The 15,988-nt window shown below is 40.7% G+C and carries 14 protein-coding genes; 7 read left to right on the forward strand and 7 right to left on the reverse strand.

All coding sequences use genetic code 11. The features are described 5' to 3' along the window. Window positions 1-108 precede the first annotated feature (108 nt). The 3 genes from yghU to ACNSN2_RS03815 form a co-directional block, all read right to left on the reverse strand. Window positions 109-951: a glutathione-dependent disulfide-bond oxidoreductase gene (gene yghU, locus ACNSN2_RS03805; protein WP_418608607.1), complete on the reverse strand. Its 843-nt coding sequence runs from the start codon at window positions 949-951 to the stop codon at window positions 109-111. Window positions 952-968: 17 nt separating this feature from the next. After that, complete coding sequence (locus tag ACNSN2_RS03810) at window positions 969-1,574, reverse strand: rhomboid family intramembrane serine protease (RefSeq protein ID WP_138594236.1); 606 nt, start codon at window positions 1,572-1,574, stop codon at window positions 969-971. A gap of 113 nt (window positions 1,575-1,687) precedes the next feature. Beyond that, window positions 1,688-2,371 carry a type 1 glutamine amidotransferase domain-containing protein gene (locus tag ACNSN2_RS03815; RefSeq protein ID WP_418608608.1) on the reverse strand — a complete coding sequence of 228 codons (684 nt, stop codon included), beginning with the start codon at window positions 2,369-2,371 and terminating at the stop codon, window positions 1,688-1,690. A 154-nt stretch (window positions 2,372-2,525) separates the two neighbouring features. On the opposite strand from ACNSN2_RS03815, the gene ACNSN2_RS03820 reads away from it, so the two are divergent. Beyond that, a complete protein-coding gene (locus tag ACNSN2_RS03820; protein WP_138620920.1) occupies window positions 2,526-3,446 on the forward strand; it encodes a LysR family transcriptional regulator in 921 nt (306 codons plus the stop codon). Here the strand turns inward: ACNSN2_RS03820 and ACNSN2_RS03825 are convergent. From ACNSN2_RS03825 to ACNSN2_RS03840, 4 genes are all read right to left on the reverse strand, one after another. Further along, the gene (locus tag ACNSN2_RS03825) at window positions 3,426-4,175 is read right to left on the reverse strand and encodes a dienelactone hydrolase family protein (RefSeq protein WP_055011695.1); all 750 of its coding nucleotides are present in this window, start codon (window positions 4,173-4,175) and stop codon (window positions 3,426-3,428) included. The genes ACNSN2_RS03820 and ACNSN2_RS03825 overlap by 21 nt on opposite strands. A 61-nt stretch (window positions 4,176-4,236) precedes the next feature. Continuing rightward, the gene (locus ACNSN2_RS03830; RefSeq protein WP_418608609.1) at window positions 4,237-5,562 is read right to left on the reverse strand and encodes a glycerophosphodiester phosphodiesterase family protein; all 1,326 of its coding nucleotides are present in this window, start codon (window positions 5,560-5,562) and stop codon (window positions 4,237-4,239) included. Window positions 5,563-5,631: 69 nt separating this feature from the next. After that, window positions 5,632-6,486: a carboxylate/amino acid/amine transporter gene (locus tag ACNSN2_RS03835; protein ID WP_054202096.1), complete on the reverse strand. Its 855-nt coding sequence runs from the start codon at window positions 6,484-6,486 to the stop codon at window positions 5,632-5,634. A 100-nt stretch (window positions 6,487-6,586) separates the two neighbouring features. After that, window positions 6,587-8,722 carry a M3 family metallopeptidase gene (locus tag ACNSN2_RS03840; protein WP_054202097.1) on the reverse strand — a complete coding sequence of 712 codons (2,136 nt, stop codon included), beginning with the start codon at window positions 8,720-8,722 and terminating at the stop codon, window positions 6,587-6,589. A 289-nt stretch (window positions 8,723-9,011) separates the two neighbouring features. Here ACNSN2_RS03840 and ACNSN2_RS03845 point away from each other — a divergent pair, with 289 nt between their 5' ends. The 6 genes from ACNSN2_RS03845 to yegD all read left to right on the forward strand — a co-directional run bounded on the left by ACNSN2_RS03845 (window position 9,012) and on the right by yegD (window position 15,987). After that, on the forward strand, window positions 9,012-9,884 hold the full coding sequence (locus ACNSN2_RS03845; protein WP_054202098.1) for a mechanosensitive ion channel family protein: 873 nt from the start codon (window positions 9,012-9,014) through the stop codon (window positions 9,882-9,884). Between the two features lie 348 nt (window positions 9,885-10,232). Continuing rightward, window positions 10,233-12,521, forward strand: a complete 2,289-nt coding sequence (locus tag ACNSN2_RS03850; RefSeq protein WP_054202099.1) for a TonB-dependent receptor — start codon at window positions 10,233-10,235, stop codon at window positions 12,519-12,521. Between the two features lie 115 nt (window positions 12,522-12,636). After that, entirely contained in the window at window positions 12,637-12,936 is a 300-nt protein-coding gene (locus ACNSN2_RS03855) for a hypothetical protein (protein ID WP_008109576.1), read from the forward strand. 73 nt (window positions 12,937-13,009) lie between these two features. Next, window positions 13,010-13,666, forward strand: coding sequence for an HAD family hydrolase (locus ACNSN2_RS03860; RefSeq protein ID WP_418608610.1), 657 nt, complete (start codon window positions 13,010-13,012; stop codon window positions 13,664-13,666). Window positions 13,667-13,700: 34 nt separating this feature from the next. Continuing rightward, window positions 13,701-14,543, forward strand: coding sequence for a DNA ligase (locus ACNSN2_RS03865; protein ID WP_418608611.1), 843 nt, complete (start codon window positions 13,701-13,703; stop codon window positions 14,541-14,543). A 79-nt stretch (window positions 14,544-14,622) separates the two neighbouring features. Continuing rightward, entirely contained in the window at window positions 14,623-15,987 is a 1,365-nt protein-coding gene (gene yegD / locus ACNSN2_RS03870) for a molecular chaperone (protein WP_055011701.1), read from the forward strand. The last annotated feature ends 1 nt before the right edge of the window (window position 15,988 follow it).

Genomic DNA, 15,988 nt, shown 5'->3' on the forward strand with positions numbered 1-15,988 from the left:
TACTGTTGGGATTACAAAGTCATTTTACCTGCTAAGAATAAAGGAACCCCAAATAAACACAAAAAAATCAGCTAAGCGCTGATTTTTTGTTTGTACTAAAGCAGCGTCTTATTCAAAATCACGAGCACTGTGGCGCTCTGCCATTTGTTCTTCTTCTGGGCCCCAAGTACGATTAACACGGCGGCCTCGTTTTACACCTGGGCGCACAGCTATTTGCTTAGCCCAACGAACCACATGGGTATAAGATGCAACATCTAAAAATTCGGCGGCATCATATAAGTCGCCTAATACCAGTGAGCCATACCATGGCCATATTGCAATGTCGGCAATTGAATATTCGCTGCCTGCCATGTATTCGTTGTCACTTAAATGGCGGTTTAGTACATCTAGCTGACGCTTAGTTTCCATGGTGAAACGGTCAATCGGGTATTGCATTTTGGTTGGCGCATAGCTGTAAAAGTGACCAAAGCCGCCACCTAAATAAGGCGCCGATCCCATTTGCCAAAACAGCCAATTACGACATTGTGTTTTAGCTTGAAAATCATGAGGAATAAGCGCATCAAACTTTTCGCCAAGGTATTGTAAAATAGCGCCTGATTCGAATACAGGGGTTGCTGGTGTTGTAGAGTGATCCATCAACGCAGGTATTTTTGAGTTTGGGTTTATATCAACAAAATCAGAGCCAAACTGGTCGCCTTCACCAATATTAATTAAATAAGCATCGTACTCAGCCTCAGTAATACCAAGCTCCAATAGCTCTTCAAACATAATACTGACTTTTTGCCCGTTGGGGGTCGCTAATGAGTAAAGCTGAAATGGATGTTTGCCAATAGGCAATGTTTTATCGTGAGTTGCTCCTGCAATTGGGCGGTTAATGTTTGCAAATTTACCGCCACTTTCATTGTCCCATGTCCATACTTTTGCTGGGGTGTAGTCGTTGTTATCACTCATAAATAGCCTCTAATCGTTTAAACGTGCGTATTTGCTTTGCCCGTTGTTGCTTTTAATTTATCTGCTTTTGCTAATTTATACCCTAAAAAGAATCCACTAAGTGCGCCAAACAGATGGCTTTCAAACGAGATGTGAAACCGTTGTGGTAACACGCCCCAAATAAAGCCACTGTATAAAAAGGCCACCACCACGGCTATAAAAATAGATTTAAAAGAACGTCTTACAATGCCATAGCATAAAATAAATCCCCATAACCCATAAATAACGCCACTTAATCCGACATGAATATTGCCACGAGCAAACATCCATACCAGTAATCCACCGACTAATGCGGTGAATATAAATACACTATAAAAACGCTTTACGCTGTATTGGCAAATTAACCAGCTTAAAACAATGAAGGGCAGCATATTACTAGCAAAATGCCACCAGCTACCGTGTAAAAAGGGAGCGCAAAGAATACCAATCAGCCCTTGAATGCTGCGTGGGTAAATACCTAAACCATTTAAACTAATGCCTGGCAGGCTATTAATTAGTTGCAACACAAAACAAATAGTCACAATGCTTATAATGGCAAAACGGGTGCTGCTAAGTAACGACAAGGTGGATGGTTTATTTTGCATACGGTGCCCTTATTTATATTAAGAGTGGCCAGTATAGGAATAGTGGTGAGTAATGAAAAGCAAATTAAAAAGCACAGCGATTAAACTGTGCTTTTTATGCTGATTAATTGTAATTAACCAAGCTTGGTAAGTAATTTTTTAGCTGCTAGCTCAGAGCTTGCAGGGTTTTGACCGGTGATCACTAAACCGTCTTCAAGCGCAAGCACGCCCCAGTCGTCGGTTTTTTGATAGTCACCACCTTTTTTGATCAGCTCGTCTTCGACTAAAAATGGCACTACATCTGTTAATTGTACAGCGGCTTCTTCAGTGTTACTAAAGCCGGTAACTTTTTTACCCGCAACCAATGCATTGCCATCAGCATCTTTTGTATTTAAAAATGCGGCGCTCGCATGACACACTGCTGCCACTGGCTTTTGTAATTTTACAAAATCTTCGATGAGCGAGATTGAATCTGTGTTATCTACTAAATCCCATAATGGGCCATGGCCGCCTGGATAAAATACCGCATCAAAATCTGAAGCATTCAGTTCACTTAGTACTTTTGTGTTTGCCATTAATGCTTGCGCTGTACTGTCGTTGTCGTATCGCTTGGTTGCATCAGTCTGGAAGTCGGCTAGTGTACTGGTTGGGTCGATTGGTGGTTGGCCACCGTTTGGTGAAGCTAGAGTGATTTCTGCGCCAGCATCTACAAATGCATAATAAGGGGCGGCGAATTCTTCTACCCAAAAACCTGTTTTCTCACCGGTATTGCCTAAATCAGCGTGTGAAGTAAGTACCATTAGTATTTTCTTAGCCATTATTTTTTCCTTCTGATGATTTAAAATTGTAATCTTTGCTTAGCAATTACTATATGCACTAACCCAACCTTAAACAACGATGATAAATTTAACTTTATTGATTTAATAATTGATACAATTGGAGGGTTGAAGTTAAAACCGCACTGGAGCGTCCATGAAAGTCTCGTTTGAACAATTAAAAAGTATGGTGGTATTTGCACAAATAGTTGAGCAGGGCAGTTTAACTGCAGCGGCAAAGCAACTAGGGTTAACACGGGCGGTAGCCAGTTATCATTTAAAAAAGCTAGAAACGCAACTTGAAGTAACCTTACTTAATCGTTCAACACGGACCATGGCCCTTACTGAAGCCGGTATGGCTTACTATGAGCGTTGCCGAGTTATTACCGAGCAGGCTAATGCTGCCAATCAACAAATAGAAAATATAAAAAGTGAGCCCCAAGGATTATTAAAAATTAGTTGCCCGGTTAATGTGGGGATGCAATTAATAGTGCCTGCAATTAATACCTTTAAGCGCCAATACCCCAAAATTGATATAGATTTACAGCTAACTGATGATGTGGTGGATATTATTAAACACGGATTTGATTTTGCTATTAGGGGGGTTGCGCTGCGCGATTCAAACCTACAGGCAACCAAGTTAACCACTATGAGTACTTGTATTTGTGGCGCACCTGATTATTTTTCGCATTATGGCAAGCCCACTACGCCCGATGAATTAGCACAGCACCAGTGGGTAGTTTATCAGTTAGGGAGTAAAATCTTGACCTTGCAAAAAGACGGTAAAAAAGTCGACATTACTATGCAAGGATCGCTCAGTACCAATAATGCCGCTGCACGGACTGCATTTGTAGAGGCAGGACATGGCATAGGGCGTATACCGCTATACGATGCATGGCCAAAAGTACAAGCGGGTTTACTGCAAATTATAATGGACGACTACAAAAGCAAAGACATTGAATTGTACGGAGTTTTCCCGCCAGGAGCGACGGGGTCTAAAAAGTTACGTTTGTTTGTTGATTATTTAAAAGCGTATTTTGTAAAACAGCATACGGCATTAGGTATGCGTAAGGGCTAGCGCTCGGTTAAATAAGGCAACAGCTTGTTGATACATTGCTATGGCGAGAGCTGCATCGTAGCGCTCGCCTTCATCACGCATAAAGGCATGTTGCGCGTTAACTTCTTGCCATTGGTAATTTATGCCAGTGCGAACAGCTTGCTGGTATATTTTGTCTCGGCCATCTTGTGGTACATGAGGGTCTTGCTTACCCCAAATAAAATGAATTTCACCGAGTATATCGGCCATACGTTCAAACGAGTTATTTCCGGGTTGTGCGGGCAGTGTATTACTGTGTATATCGGTGGCGTATAAACAAAATGCAGCTTTTATGAGTGGGTTTAATGCGGCTCTGTAAGCTAAATGCCCACCAATACAGACTCCCATAGCCCCAACATTTCCTGAACAATAACTTTGGCGTTTTACAAACTCGATAAGGCTTTGTGTGTCGCTATCATGATGCTCTAAAGGTTTAGCCCATTTATCGTTATTACCTTTATCTTTGCCTTCGTCATCATAAGCCAGAACAGTTCCGATAGGGTTAAGCTCATGAAACACTTCTGGCACAAGTACCACAAAACCATGACTGGCTAAAATAGCTGCACTGCGGGCAATAGGTGCCGTTTGCTGGAAAATTTCAGAATAAAAAATAATGGCAGGGTATTGCCCCGATGTTTGTGGGCGGTAAATAGTGGTTCGCATTAACCCTGTAGGCGTTGGTAAGTCAGCGTTATGGTGTTGAATGATCATAAAAGCGCTCAGTAAAATAAATATAATAGCTGAGCGCGGTCAAATAAACACGCCCTAAAGTTTAAATACTTGCAGGCATTTTATTGCAACTTGCGTAATAGCTAACCGTAGCTGGCCAATCAGAAAATATACCGATTACACCAACCTCTTTTGCAAGCACATCAACCACGGTCATCATGTCACCATCGTTATCTATAACATCACTAATTGACTGGTAATAGTATCCGCCTCCATTATTCAGCGGCCCTGAACGTTCAAGACTCCATGCAATAATATTAAGCCCTGCGGCTTTAGCATCAATAGCGTACTGTGATGGCACGATATTACTTTCATTATCTATGGTTAATAGCATCCAAATGGGTGGAGCAATAATTTTAACACCGTCATTAAAAAGCGAAGCCATACTAGGTTGCCATGTGTCGGGGTTGTTAGGATCAAACCCTGCATCGCTGTCTCGGCCATCTAAATACACACTTTGCGCTGCAAATTCAGGGTTAGTATTAATCCAATATTGTACGTCAGCTAAATTAAATGATTGCGGAAAAACATGCGAAGCGGGTACCTCCATTTGCGTGTATTCATCTAGCATTTTTTGTGCGTATTGCGTTTGGGTCATACCGTTAAAGGGCATACTCACTTGAGGTGATTTAAGCTCTGGGGTCATTTTTACTCCGAGCTGTTTAAATAGTGCAATACTTTGTTTATGGGTCATGAGAGTACCTGAGGTGGCGTATAAGTCAGTGCGCCAACTTGGTGTACCTTTCATGTAATCGCTAACATTAGTGGCGCTGGTGTTTGCGCCATCCATTTTACCCTCAAGGGTTAAAAACTCTGCCAAGCTAATATCACTGGTACAACATTTAGCTGAAGCAGGCGTGCCACTGTTAGAGTTTGCTGGAGTAAATGGCTCACTGCATTTAGCCGCAAGTTCTGGAATAGATAAAATGTTAGTGGTGGTGTGCAAGTCGCACTGAGAATGGCGGCATACTAGCTCTTTATCATTGGTAAAGGTGACATCGCATTCGACAATACCGGCGCCCATACGAGCAGCCGCTAAGTAAGACTCTTGTGTGTGCTCTGGGTATTGCATGGGGGCACCACGGTGACCAATTGAAAAATCAGTACGATAAAAAGGGCCTTCTTTACACGATTCTAATTGTGTTTTTAGTGCGCTGTCAGCCATATCGTCAATTAAGTAGTCGGGGCGAGTACCTAGTTGCGTATTGGTGCCTTGAGCTACTTCAACAATAACCGGGGTAGGTACTTCAACAATTTCAACGTCAGTGTTGGTAACAACCACTTCTTTTTCGACTATTTTTACATCGTCATCACAGCCAGCGAGTGAGCTTAATAATAAAAAAGTTGTTAGAAAAGGTATGCGCTTCATTATTTGTCCTTAAAAATAAAAGTGGACGCTACCTTACTAATTATTAATGACAATTTCACTACAGAGTGATTAATTTGCTGATTTAGCCATTATTTGGTTTACCACTAAGGCAGACAGCATCACTCCCGCGCCAATACTTAATCTAAGTAGGTCTGCGTCTCTATTCCAAATAAGTACATTAACAATAATACCGGCAGGAATAAGCAGGTTATTCATCACCGCCAAAGCGCCTACATTAACCAGTGTTGCGCCTTTATTCCACATAAAGTAGCCCAAACCTGAGGCTACAATACCTAAGTAAATAAGAATGCCCCATTGCGTTGAGCTGGTAGGTAACTTCTCGGTATTGCCAAACAGCGCATAGCAAGCGCTGGCTATAACAAGCGCACCAATAAAAAACCAGCCAAATACGGTTTTGTCATCCAGTTTTTGATTAACCATTAAACGCTTGTAGCTTACTTGCCCTGTAGCAAAACTAATATTAGCGCCTTGAACTAATAATAAGCCAAGTAGAAAGTCGTTGGTTAGGTTTTCATACCGAATGGTAATAGCCCCTAACACGGCAATAAAGGCAACAATAAAAAATTGCCAGTTAAACTGTTTATTCAATGCGTCGTTTAAAAGCGTAATGTAAAGTGGCGTCATTACGGTAAATAACAGCACTTCTGGCACACTTAAAAACAAAAATGAGTGGTAATAAAAGCCATACATAACCCCCAGTTGCAGTGCGCCTATCAGCATGAGTTTAAACGCAAGTGGGGTAGGGATTTTCTTTAAAAAAGGCAAAAATACTAACGCTGCTAAAGCCACACGAATTAGCACACTAAACCACGCATCAACTTGGCCTGCTAAATACACACCAATTAAACTAAACGAAAACGCCCAAAGAAGGGTAACTGCAAATAAATAGCCCATAACACTCATCTTGTCTTAAGTAATGGTGTCAGTTTATCTGTTATATATTGTTCTATAAACAATAAAAGCCCGCAAGCGGGCTTTTATATCAGTTGATTAAAAATATTAATTAATCAACTAAACCACGGCGCTTAAGCAATGCATCAGTCGTTGGTTTTTGGCCTCTGAACTCAATGTAGCTTTGCATTAAGTCGCGGCTGTTACCTTTTGATAGGATCTCTTTACGGAACTTATCGCCATTTTCGCGCGTTAAGCCACCATTGTTTTCCATATGAGCAAAGGCATCAGCGGCAAATACTTCAGTCCATAGGTAAGCGTAGTAACCTGCTGAGTAACCACCTGCAAACGTATGGCTAAAGTAGTTTGATTTGTAACGAGGTGGTACAGGGTAGTAATCAATACCGTGTGCCTTTAACGCTTCACTTTCAAACTTTTGTACATCAGTTACTTTTTTGTCAGAACCAAATGAGTGCCATTCCATATCCAGTAGTGCTGCAGCTAAATATTCAGTGGTACCAAAACCTTGGTTGAACTTTTGCGACTCAAGTACTTTATCAAGTAGTGCTTGAGGAATTGGCTCACCTGTTTTGTAATGCTTAGCGTAGTTAGCTAATACACTTGGCTCAATCATCCAGTCTTCATGTGCTTGTGATGGAAATTCAACAAAATCACGCGCTGTAGCAGTACCTGCTAGGCTTGGGTATTTAACGTCAGAGAATAAACCGTGTGCTGCATGACCAAACTCATGGAACATAGTTGACACTTCGTCAAACGTCATTAATGTTGGCTCGCCTTCTGCTGGCTTTGGAATATTTTGTGCATTATAAATAACCGGTTTTGTGCCTTTTAAGCCGCTTTGGCTTACGTATGCACTCATCCATGCACCGCCACGTTTACCTTCACGTGCATATGGGTCCATGTAAAATAAGCCTATTGCGCTGCCATCAGCGTTAAATACTTCAAACGCCATGACGTCTTCGTGATAAAGCGGTAGGTCTTTACGCTCTTTGAATGTAATGCCGTAAAGTTTTTCCATTGCAAAGAATAAACCGTTATGAATAACCGATTGCATTTCAAAGTAAGGCTTAACTAAGGCTGGATCTAGGTCGTATTTTTCAGCACGCACTTTTTCTGCATAGAAAGACCAATCCCATGGTTTTAGTTCAAAACTTTCACCAGAATCGTTAATTACTTTTTGAATCGCTTTTGCTTCTGCTTGCGCTTTTTCGACTGCTTTTGGCGCTAGGTCATCTAAAATACCGTACACGTTATCAGTGGTTTGAGCCATGCGTGAAGTCATTACATACGAAGCCCAATCTTTAAAGCCTAACAGTTCTGCTTTTTGTGCACGTAGGTTAGTTTCTTTAATAATGATAGGGCCGTTGGTTTTAGCTGCACGGTTGGTTGATGCTTTAAAAATCTGCTCACGCAGTTCACGGTTTTCAAGGCTAGATAAAATAGGCTGTTGTGTGGTGTTCACTAGGGTGATCATGTAGCCATCTTTGCCTGCTTTTTTAGCAGCTGCTGCAAGACCTGCAATTTCACCTTCAGATAAACCAGCTAGTTTGCTTTTATCTGTTACTAAAATGACGTCTTCTTTAAACGATTTTAATACGTTTTGAGAAAACTCTGTTGATAACTTTGCAAGCTCAGCGTTAATTTCACGCATTTTTGCTTTTTCAGCATCGTTTAATTTAGCACCGGCTTTAACAAATTGTTTGTAGTAAAAATCAACAAGACGTTGATCTTCAGCGCTTAACTTATCTTTGTTGTCGTATACTGTTTGTACACGTTCGAATAATGCACCATTTAGGTAAATGTCATCAGAGTGTGCTGAGAACACAGGCGCCATTTTTTTATCAATGCGTTGGTACTCATCGTTAGAGATAAGACCTGATAAGTTGTAAAATGCAGCTGATGCGCGGTTTAATAACTCACCAGCAAGTTCCATTTCTACCAACGTGTTTTCAAAAGTTGCTGGTTCTGGATTATTGGCAATTGCCAAAATTTCTGCATTATGTTGTGCAATACCTGCATCAAATGCAGCTTCGTATTCAGTAGTACCAAACTTATCAAACTCAGGAGCCATGTATTGCAATGGGCTTGGTTTAAATAATACATTGCTTGCGTTGATATCTTGCACTTGTGCTGTGCTTTGTTGTTTTGTTTCTTGGGTGCTTTCAGAAGAACAGGCAGATAATAAAAGTGCACTAGCAATCGTAGTGGCGATCAGTGTTTTACGCATAATAACTCCATAAAAAATAGTAGCCGAAATAGGCTTTTCGAGTCGAAAACCCAGTTAACTTACCAAATTTTGACTTATATACAACAAAGTTTATCGATTTAAAGCGGGATTTAAACGCAAATTAGGTGATAAAAACTCGGTATGTAAATAAAAAAGTAGAAAAATACAGCAATTATGCAATTAGCTTTAAGTTTGTTGCTGCGTATTTAAGCTAACCGCATGCTAAACTTGGGGTATTATTAGCGCATAAAAATAATCGTTTGTGTGCGACCTTATACATGGAAAATCAATGAACTTAGAACAAATTAATCACATTCTCGCCTTCGTATTGTTTAGCTACAACGACATTCACATTACCGTGGCAAAAGTAATTCAAGTACCCCTAATTTTGTTTACTATGTGGGTTGTGGTGACTCAGATTGGCAAGTTAATTAAAAAGTCATTACTTGCACGAAAAATGAGCCCAGATGCAGTGCATTTATTCACGCGTTTTTATTTCATTTTAAGTATTGCGATTTTACTTTTTACCTCCCTTGAGGTGCTTAACATTCCACTAACCGCATTTGCCTTTGTATCGGGTGCCATTGCCATCGGTGTGGGGTTCGGTGCACAAAATATTATTAATAACTTTATTAGTGGCTGGATATTAATGTGGGAGCGGCCAATCCGTATTGGTGACTTTTTAGAGGTTGGCACTGCAAAAGGGGTGGTTGAAACGATTAATACTCGCTCTACTCGTATTCGCAGGAACGACGGTGTTCATATGCTGATACCCAATAGCCAGTTATTAGAAAACACTGTAACCAACTGGACGCTTATTGACGGTAATGCGCGCTCATCTGTGAGCGTAGGCGTAGCTTATGGCTCTGATGTGTTATTAGTTAAAAAGTTAATTCAGCAAGTATTAGATGAGCATGAGGCAATACTGGCAACGCCTCAATCAACCGTATTGTTTGATGATTTTGCAGATAGCTCGCTAGTTTTTAATGCTATTTTTTGGGTGTGCGCTGAATCAGAAACTCGATTAAGACAAGTCCGCAGTGATATTCGTTTTAGTATTTATGAAGTGTTTGAGCAACACGATGTGGTTATTGCATTCCCGCAGCGAGATCTTCATATTGATGGTGAAATTGTTCTCAAACGCTCATTAGTGAAAAAGTAGTATTTAAAAAAGTGTCGCGTTATTTCGCTATATTTTTTAACAACTCAATGTAAGGACATATGTCCGCTTTTTGGTTGTTTAGTTGCTAAAAGTACACTAAATGTCGGGATAGTGCGGTTAAGTGTTAAAAATAAGTTTATTTTTTAGTGTTCAATATGCGGTAAATATATTACAGCATGATATAATCTCGCGCATTCAGTCAGCCTTATTTATGCCGTTTTTGTACTCTCGGTAATAAGGTCCGCGCCGCATAGAGCAAGTCGCGAAAAATTGACTGAATCCGTAATTATTTAATTGCGCAACACATCAACCGTTGAACAAGAGTGCACTAAAAAGGTTAACCCCGACATGAAAGCAATGAAAAGATCTACGTTAGCAACCCTTATCAATGCAACGTTGTTCTCTGCCGTAGCAGGTACGTCAATTTCAGCCGTAGCTGCTGAGCAAGAAACTACTGCTAAGAAGAACCAACTAGAAGTTATTCAAGTTACTGCTCGTAAACGAGTAGAAAACGCTCAAGAAGTGCCTGTTGCTGTTTCAGCCCTGCAAGGCGATAGCTTAGATGCTTACAGCTCAGCTGGTATGGATATTCGTTTTATGAATGCGAAAATCCCAAGTTTATCTATTGAATCTTCATTTGGCCGTTCATTCCCACGCTTTTATGTACGTGGCCTTGGTAACACTGATTTCGATTTGAATGCTTCGCAACCAGTGTCGCTTGTGGTTGATGAAATTGTACAAGAAAACGCAATCTTAAAAGGTTTCCCTGTATTTGACGTAGCACGTGTTGAAGTGCTTCGTGGTCCTCAAGGTACATTATTTGGTCGTAATACACCGGCTGGTCTAGTTAAATTTGATACCGTAAAACCAAGTCAAGAATTTGAAGGCTATGGCTCTGTATCTTACGGTAGTCGTGGTGCTGTTGACTTTGAAGGTGCTGTTGGTGGTTCATTAACAGATCGTTTATCAACACGTGTTTCAGTACTTTGGCAAGATAAAGACGATTACATTGATAATCGTGCACCAGGTTTTGAGCAAAAAGATGCTTTAGGTGGTTACACTGAACAAGCAGCCCGTATTCAATTTTTATATGAAGGTGACGATTTCACTGGATTATTTAATTACCATGTTCGTGATTTAGATGGCTCTCCAATTGCCTTTCGTGCTAACACTATCAAACCTGGTACTAACGATTTAGTTGATGGTTTTGAAAATGACGTGGTGTATCACGATGCCGCATCTCGTGCGACGCAGCAAGTGGAATCGCAAGGTGCAAGCCTTAAGCTTGAGTGGGACTTAGCTAATCATACAGTAACGTCAATTTCTGGTTGGGAAAGTGCAGAAATTTACTCTCGTGCTGACATCGATGGTGGCTACGGTGGGTTCTCTATCAATGATGTTCCAGTTGCAATGGGCCCTGGTTTTATTCCTTTCTCTTCAGAAAGTGCTGATGGTATTCCAGATCAAGACCAATACACGCAAGAACTTCGCTTATCAAGCAACTTTGCCGGTGACGTAAATTACCAGGTGGGTGTTTTTTACTTCGACGAAGCATTAACGATTGAAAACTTTAGCTATGATACAGCCAATAATGGCGTATTAAACGGTTTTGTTAGTCAGCAGCAAGATACTAAAGCATGGGCTGTATTCGGCTCAGTTGATTACACCATTACTGATGACTTGAAAGTAACCGCGGGCCTTCGTTATTCAGACGATGAGAAAGAATTCTCAGCAAATCGTACGCTTAGCCCTGTAGGTGGTGCTGCTACTTACATTGAAAAAAATGTTAGCGATGATCACGTAAGCTGGGATTTATCAGCTAACTACAAAATCAACGATGACGTAAACTGGTATGGTCGTATTGCTAACAGTTTCCGTGCACCAAGTCTTCAGGGTCGTATCTTATTTGGTGATGAAGTAACCGTTGCTGATTCAGAAACTGTTACGTCATACGAGACAGGTATTAAATCTGATGTGTTAGATGGCCAAGGCCGTGTAAATGCAACCGTATTTTATTACACTATGGATGACCAACAGCTAACTGCTGTAGGTGGTGGTGCTAACTTTAACCGCCTATTAAATGCTGATAAAACAACTGGCTACGGTTTCGAAATTGATTCTGAGTGGGTGTTAACGGATGAGCTAAATGCTACGTTTAATTTAAGCTACAACAAAACAGAGCTTAAAGACAAAGATTTAGCCGTTGCAGTGTGTGCACAGTGTACTGTTACTGATCCTACCTTCCAAGTACCAGGTGCATTTGGTCCTGAAGATCGTGCTATTTTAGATGGTAACAGCTTACCGCATGCTCCAGAGTGGATCTCTAACATCACACTTCGTTACACTAAAGAACTCGCTGAAGGTGATTTCTTTGCTTACGCTGATGTGTCGTACCGCAGTGAAATTGACTTTTTCTTATATGAATCAGTTGAGTTTGAAGGTAAGCCACTAACTGAAGTTGGTCTACGTGCCGGTTATGCATGGGCGCAAGGCGACTACGAATATGAAGTATCAGCATTCGTGCGTAATATGTTTGACGAGCAGCAAGCAATTGGTGGTGTTGATTTTAACAACAATACAGCCATGGTTAACGAAGAGCGTTATATTGGCGCTGAATTTAAAGTTAACTTTTTCTAATCGATAAATTTAACGTTAAATTGTAATTATTGATAAAAGCCTGCCTAGTGCAGGCTTTTTTATTTTTGTAGAGCTGCTAAAGTAGCGCCCATATGTTTATTAAAGAGAAAAAGTAATGGCTGGATTTTGGAATTACCGTGTAATTTATTGTGAAGCAACCAAAGATGAAGCGGCGCAATATCAAATACACGAAGTGGAATATAACTTAAATGGTAAAGTAACTAACTGGTCAGAGACTGGTGCTGCACCATTTGGAACCACATTAGATGCGTTAAAAGATGATGCTGAGCGCTTAAAAACCGCCTTCGAAAAGCCGATACTTAAAGTAATGCGCAAAGCCCGAGGTTATGAGTTAGTTGATGTAGATACCGGCGAAGACGCTTATGCTGAGCCGCCAGCAGGTTTGGCTGAGTAACACAAATTATTAAAAGGTGCCTAGGCACCTTTTTTATTACCCAGAGTTCAGGTTAAATAACCAGGAGAAGAGTATGTCAATTGAAGCGGTATTATTTGATATGGATGGCACTTTGGTTGACTCGGAAAGTGTACACTATAACTGCTGGAGCCAATTACTTGCGCCTTTTGGTGTGTGTTATAAAGAAGCTGATTTTTGTCGGCGCTTTTCGGGACGTCCCACTATTGACGCTGCAAAGGAAATAAAACAAGTTCATAACTTGTCTGTAAGTAGCCGCTATTTAGCGGATGAAAAATATCGTTTATTTAGTGAGTACGTTAAAACCAATTTACCGCCTTTAATGCCTTATGCTGAAAATGTTCTATTAGCGGCTAAAGAGCAAGGTTTAAAAATGGCGTTAGTAACAGGCAGCGCAAGGCATGAAGCAGAGCCAATACTAAAAGGATTAGGGTTTTATGATTTATTCGATACCGTGGTAACTAAAGATGATGTAATTAATCCAAAGCCTGCCGGTGATCCCTATCTATTAGCACTTAAAAGTATGCAGGTTACTGCACAAAATGCGATTGCCGTTGAAGATACTCTCACCGGTGTAACCGCAGCGAATAATGCTGCTTTAGCTGTAGTCGCTATCGCTAATAAACATACACAGGAGCACGATTTTAGTAAAGCAACACAGCAAATGCAAAGCCTTGAAGAATTTTGGCAATGGCTTCAATCTCAACTATAGTTTAAGCCATATTAAAATTTGCAAGGATGCAGCAATGGTGATGATTAAAGCAACGCTGTTTACTTTTTTAACTCTTTTTAGTGCTAGCTTATTGGCGCAATTGCCTCCAGTGCAACTTGCTAATGTTTACGACGAAACTAAGCATGAGGATATTCGCCAATACTTGGTGAGTGAAAAGTTTGATGGAGTTAGAGCAATCTGGACGGGAAAGCAGTTTGTAACCCGTCAAGGCAACTCCATAAACCCGCCTGAGTGGTTTACCGCTCCTTTGCCAGATATTTGGTTAGATGGTGAGTTATGGACCAAACGAGGTCAATTTTCTGTACTCAGTGGTATTGTCAGAACAAAAATACCCAACGATTTGCAATGGCAAACCGTTACTTATCAGGTGTTTGATATGCCAGATACAAGCATGCCTTTTCACCGTCGTTATCAAAATTACTTGTCACTTATTACTAAGCTAAATAGTCCCCATATTAAAGCGGTTAAGCAAAATCAATTTAGCGACAATCAGCAACTCAGTAATTATTTTAATCAGGTTACTAAACAAGGCGGCGAGGGCGTTATGCTTCATTTAGCAGAGGCTAAGCATACAACTGGTCGCTCTAGTGCATTGTTAAAACTCAAGCCTTATTTAGATGCCGAAGCGTTAGTGATTGAACATTTACCGGGTAAAGGTAAATACGCAGGAATGCTTGGTGCATTGAAAGTACAGACAAAACAAGGGCTGACATTTTCTATTGGTACGGGTTTTAGCGATAAAGAGCGAAAGTATCCGCCAGCTATAGGCGCAACAATTACTTATCGATACCACGGGTACACTAAAAATGGCTTGCCGCGTTTTGCCAGCTTCTTACGGGAAAGACCCGAAAAATAACGAGTGTAGGCCAATTCAGTATATATTTTTTAGCAATTATGCTAAATTGCGCGGCCTTTTTAGTGATGTTTGGTGATCTATGTTCGTTGGTTTTGATTATGGTAGTTCTAATTGTGCTATGGGTGTTTTAAACGAAGAGCGTGTTCAGCTCATTCCTTTAGAGCAAGGCAAACATTATCTTCCATCAACGTTATACACACATCATAGTGCCTTAGTCGTTGATTTTGTAGCGCAGCACTTGCAGGGCTCAGAGCATGAGCATGGCTATAAAACCGCGCGCCAACCATTACTTAATACGCTTGCGCGAATTAAATCAGACCTAGACCTACAAGCCGGCGACGAGACTCTATTCATCGGCCGAGAGGCGATTAGTGAATATGTGCAATTTCCTGAAGAAGGTTATTTTGTAAAATCCCCTAAATCATTTTTTGGCGCTACTGGTTTAAAGCAAGGACAAATTAATTTTTTTGAAGATATTGCCACTGCAATGATTTTAAAAATAAAACAACGTGCCGAATCATCGTTAGGGTATACGCTGAGCCAAACTGTTATTGGTCGCCCAGTGAATTTTCAAGCAGTTGGTGGTGAGCAGTCAAACCAACAAGCCGTGGGCATTTTAACACGTGCAGCAAACCGAGCCGGCTTTAAAGATGTGGAATTTTTATATGAACCACTTGCCGCCGGGATTGATTATGAAAGTGATTTAACGCAAGACCAAAAAGTGCTGGTAATAGATATTGGTGGTGGTACAAGTGACTGTTCATTTGTACAAATGGGGCCCAGTTTTAGGAATAAACAACAACGAGACGCAGACTTTTTAGCACATAGCGGAAAGCGAGTAGGCGGTAATGATTTAGATATTGCTCTGAGCTATCATGGTTTAATGCCGTTACTTGGCTTAGGCAGTACTTTTAAATCGGGTTTACCATTACCGAATCAAGCATTTTGGCAAGCATGTAAAATTAACGATGTGAATTTACAAAGTCAGTTTTATAGTGCTCAGCATTATCGTGAACTGAGTGCACAGCTACGCGATGTGAGTGCGCCCGATTTATACAAACGGCTTATCCATTTACAGCAAAATAAGCAAGGGCATCAATTAGTTCAACAAGCTGAAGCGGCAAAAATTGCACTAAGCTCGTCTGAAAACTTTAATTGTGATTTAACATTTTTAGATTCATCACTTGATAAAGATATCTCTATTAATGAATTAGCATTAGCCGTTGACGACAGTATTAGTCAAATAGTCACATTAGCAAAACAGGCCATTGCAGATGCAAACACCACCCCAGATGTAATTTATTTAACGGGTGGTAGCGCGCAATCACCACTGATCAAAGCGGCTTTAAAAACCCACTTAGGTGACATTAAAATGGTTAACGGTGATCACTTTGGCAGTGTCACCGCTGGTCTGACTAAATGGGCGAGTATGCTTTATAAATAAG

The sequence above is a fragment of the Pseudoalteromonas sp. US3C1013 genome (assembly GCF_048401115.1).
Lineage (GTDB): Bacteria > Pseudomonadota > Gammaproteobacteria > Enterobacterales > Alteromonadaceae > Pseudoalteromonas > Pseudoalteromonas undina.

What these genes read in the sequence shown, in the direction of transcription:
- yghU (WP_418608607.1), bottom strand. Translation starts at nt 951, where the DNA reads ATGAGTGATAACAACGACTACACCCCAGCAAAAGTATGGACATGGGAC.
- ACNSN2_RS03810 (WP_138594236.1), bottom strand. Translation starts at nt 1,574, where the DNA reads ATGCAAAATAAACCATCCACCTTGTCGTTACTTAGCAGCACCCGTTTT.
- ACNSN2_RS03815 (WP_418608608.1), bottom strand. Translation starts at nt 2,371, where the DNA reads ATGGCTAAGAAAATACTAATGGTACTTACTTCACACGCTGATTTAGGC.
- ACNSN2_RS03820 (WP_138620920.1), top strand. Translation starts at nt 2,526, where the DNA reads ATGAAAGTCTCGTTTGAACAATTAAAAAGTATGGTGGTATTTGCACAA.
- ACNSN2_RS03825 (WP_055011695.1), bottom strand. Translation starts at nt 4,175, where the DNA reads ATGATCATTCAACACCATAACGCTGACTTACCAACGCCTACAGGGTTA.
- ACNSN2_RS03830 (WP_418608609.1), bottom strand. Translation starts at nt 5,562, where the DNA reads ATGAAGCGCATACCTTTTCTAACAACTTTTTTATTATTAAGCTCACTC.
- ACNSN2_RS03835 (WP_054202096.1), bottom strand. Translation starts at nt 6,486, where the DNA reads ATGAGTGTTATGGGCTATTTATTTGCAGTTACCCTTCTTTGGGCGTTT.
- ACNSN2_RS03840 (WP_054202097.1), bottom strand. Translation starts at nt 8,722, where the DNA reads ATGCGTAAAACACTGATCGCCACTACGATTGCTAGTGCACTTTTATTA.
- ACNSN2_RS03845 (WP_054202098.1), top strand. Translation starts at nt 9,012, where the DNA reads ATGAACTTAGAACAAATTAATCACATTCTCGCCTTCGTATTGTTTAGC.
- ACNSN2_RS03850 (WP_054202099.1), top strand. Translation starts at nt 10,233, where the DNA reads ATGAAAGCAATGAAAAGATCTACGTTAGCAACCCTTATCAATGCAACG.
- ACNSN2_RS03855 (WP_008109576.1), top strand. Translation starts at nt 12,637, where the DNA reads ATGGCTGGATTTTGGAATTACCGTGTAATTTATTGTGAAGCAACCAAA.
- ACNSN2_RS03860 (WP_418608610.1), top strand. Translation starts at nt 13,010, where the DNA reads ATGTCAATTGAAGCGGTATTATTTGATATGGATGGCACTTTGGTTGAC.
- ACNSN2_RS03865 (WP_418608611.1), top strand. Translation starts at nt 13,701, where the DNA reads ATGGTGATGATTAAAGCAACGCTGTTTACTTTTTTAACTCTTTTTAGT.
- yegD (WP_055011701.1), top strand. Translation starts at nt 14,623, where the DNA reads ATGTTCGTTGGTTTTGATTATGGTAGTTCTAATTGTGCTATGGGTGTT.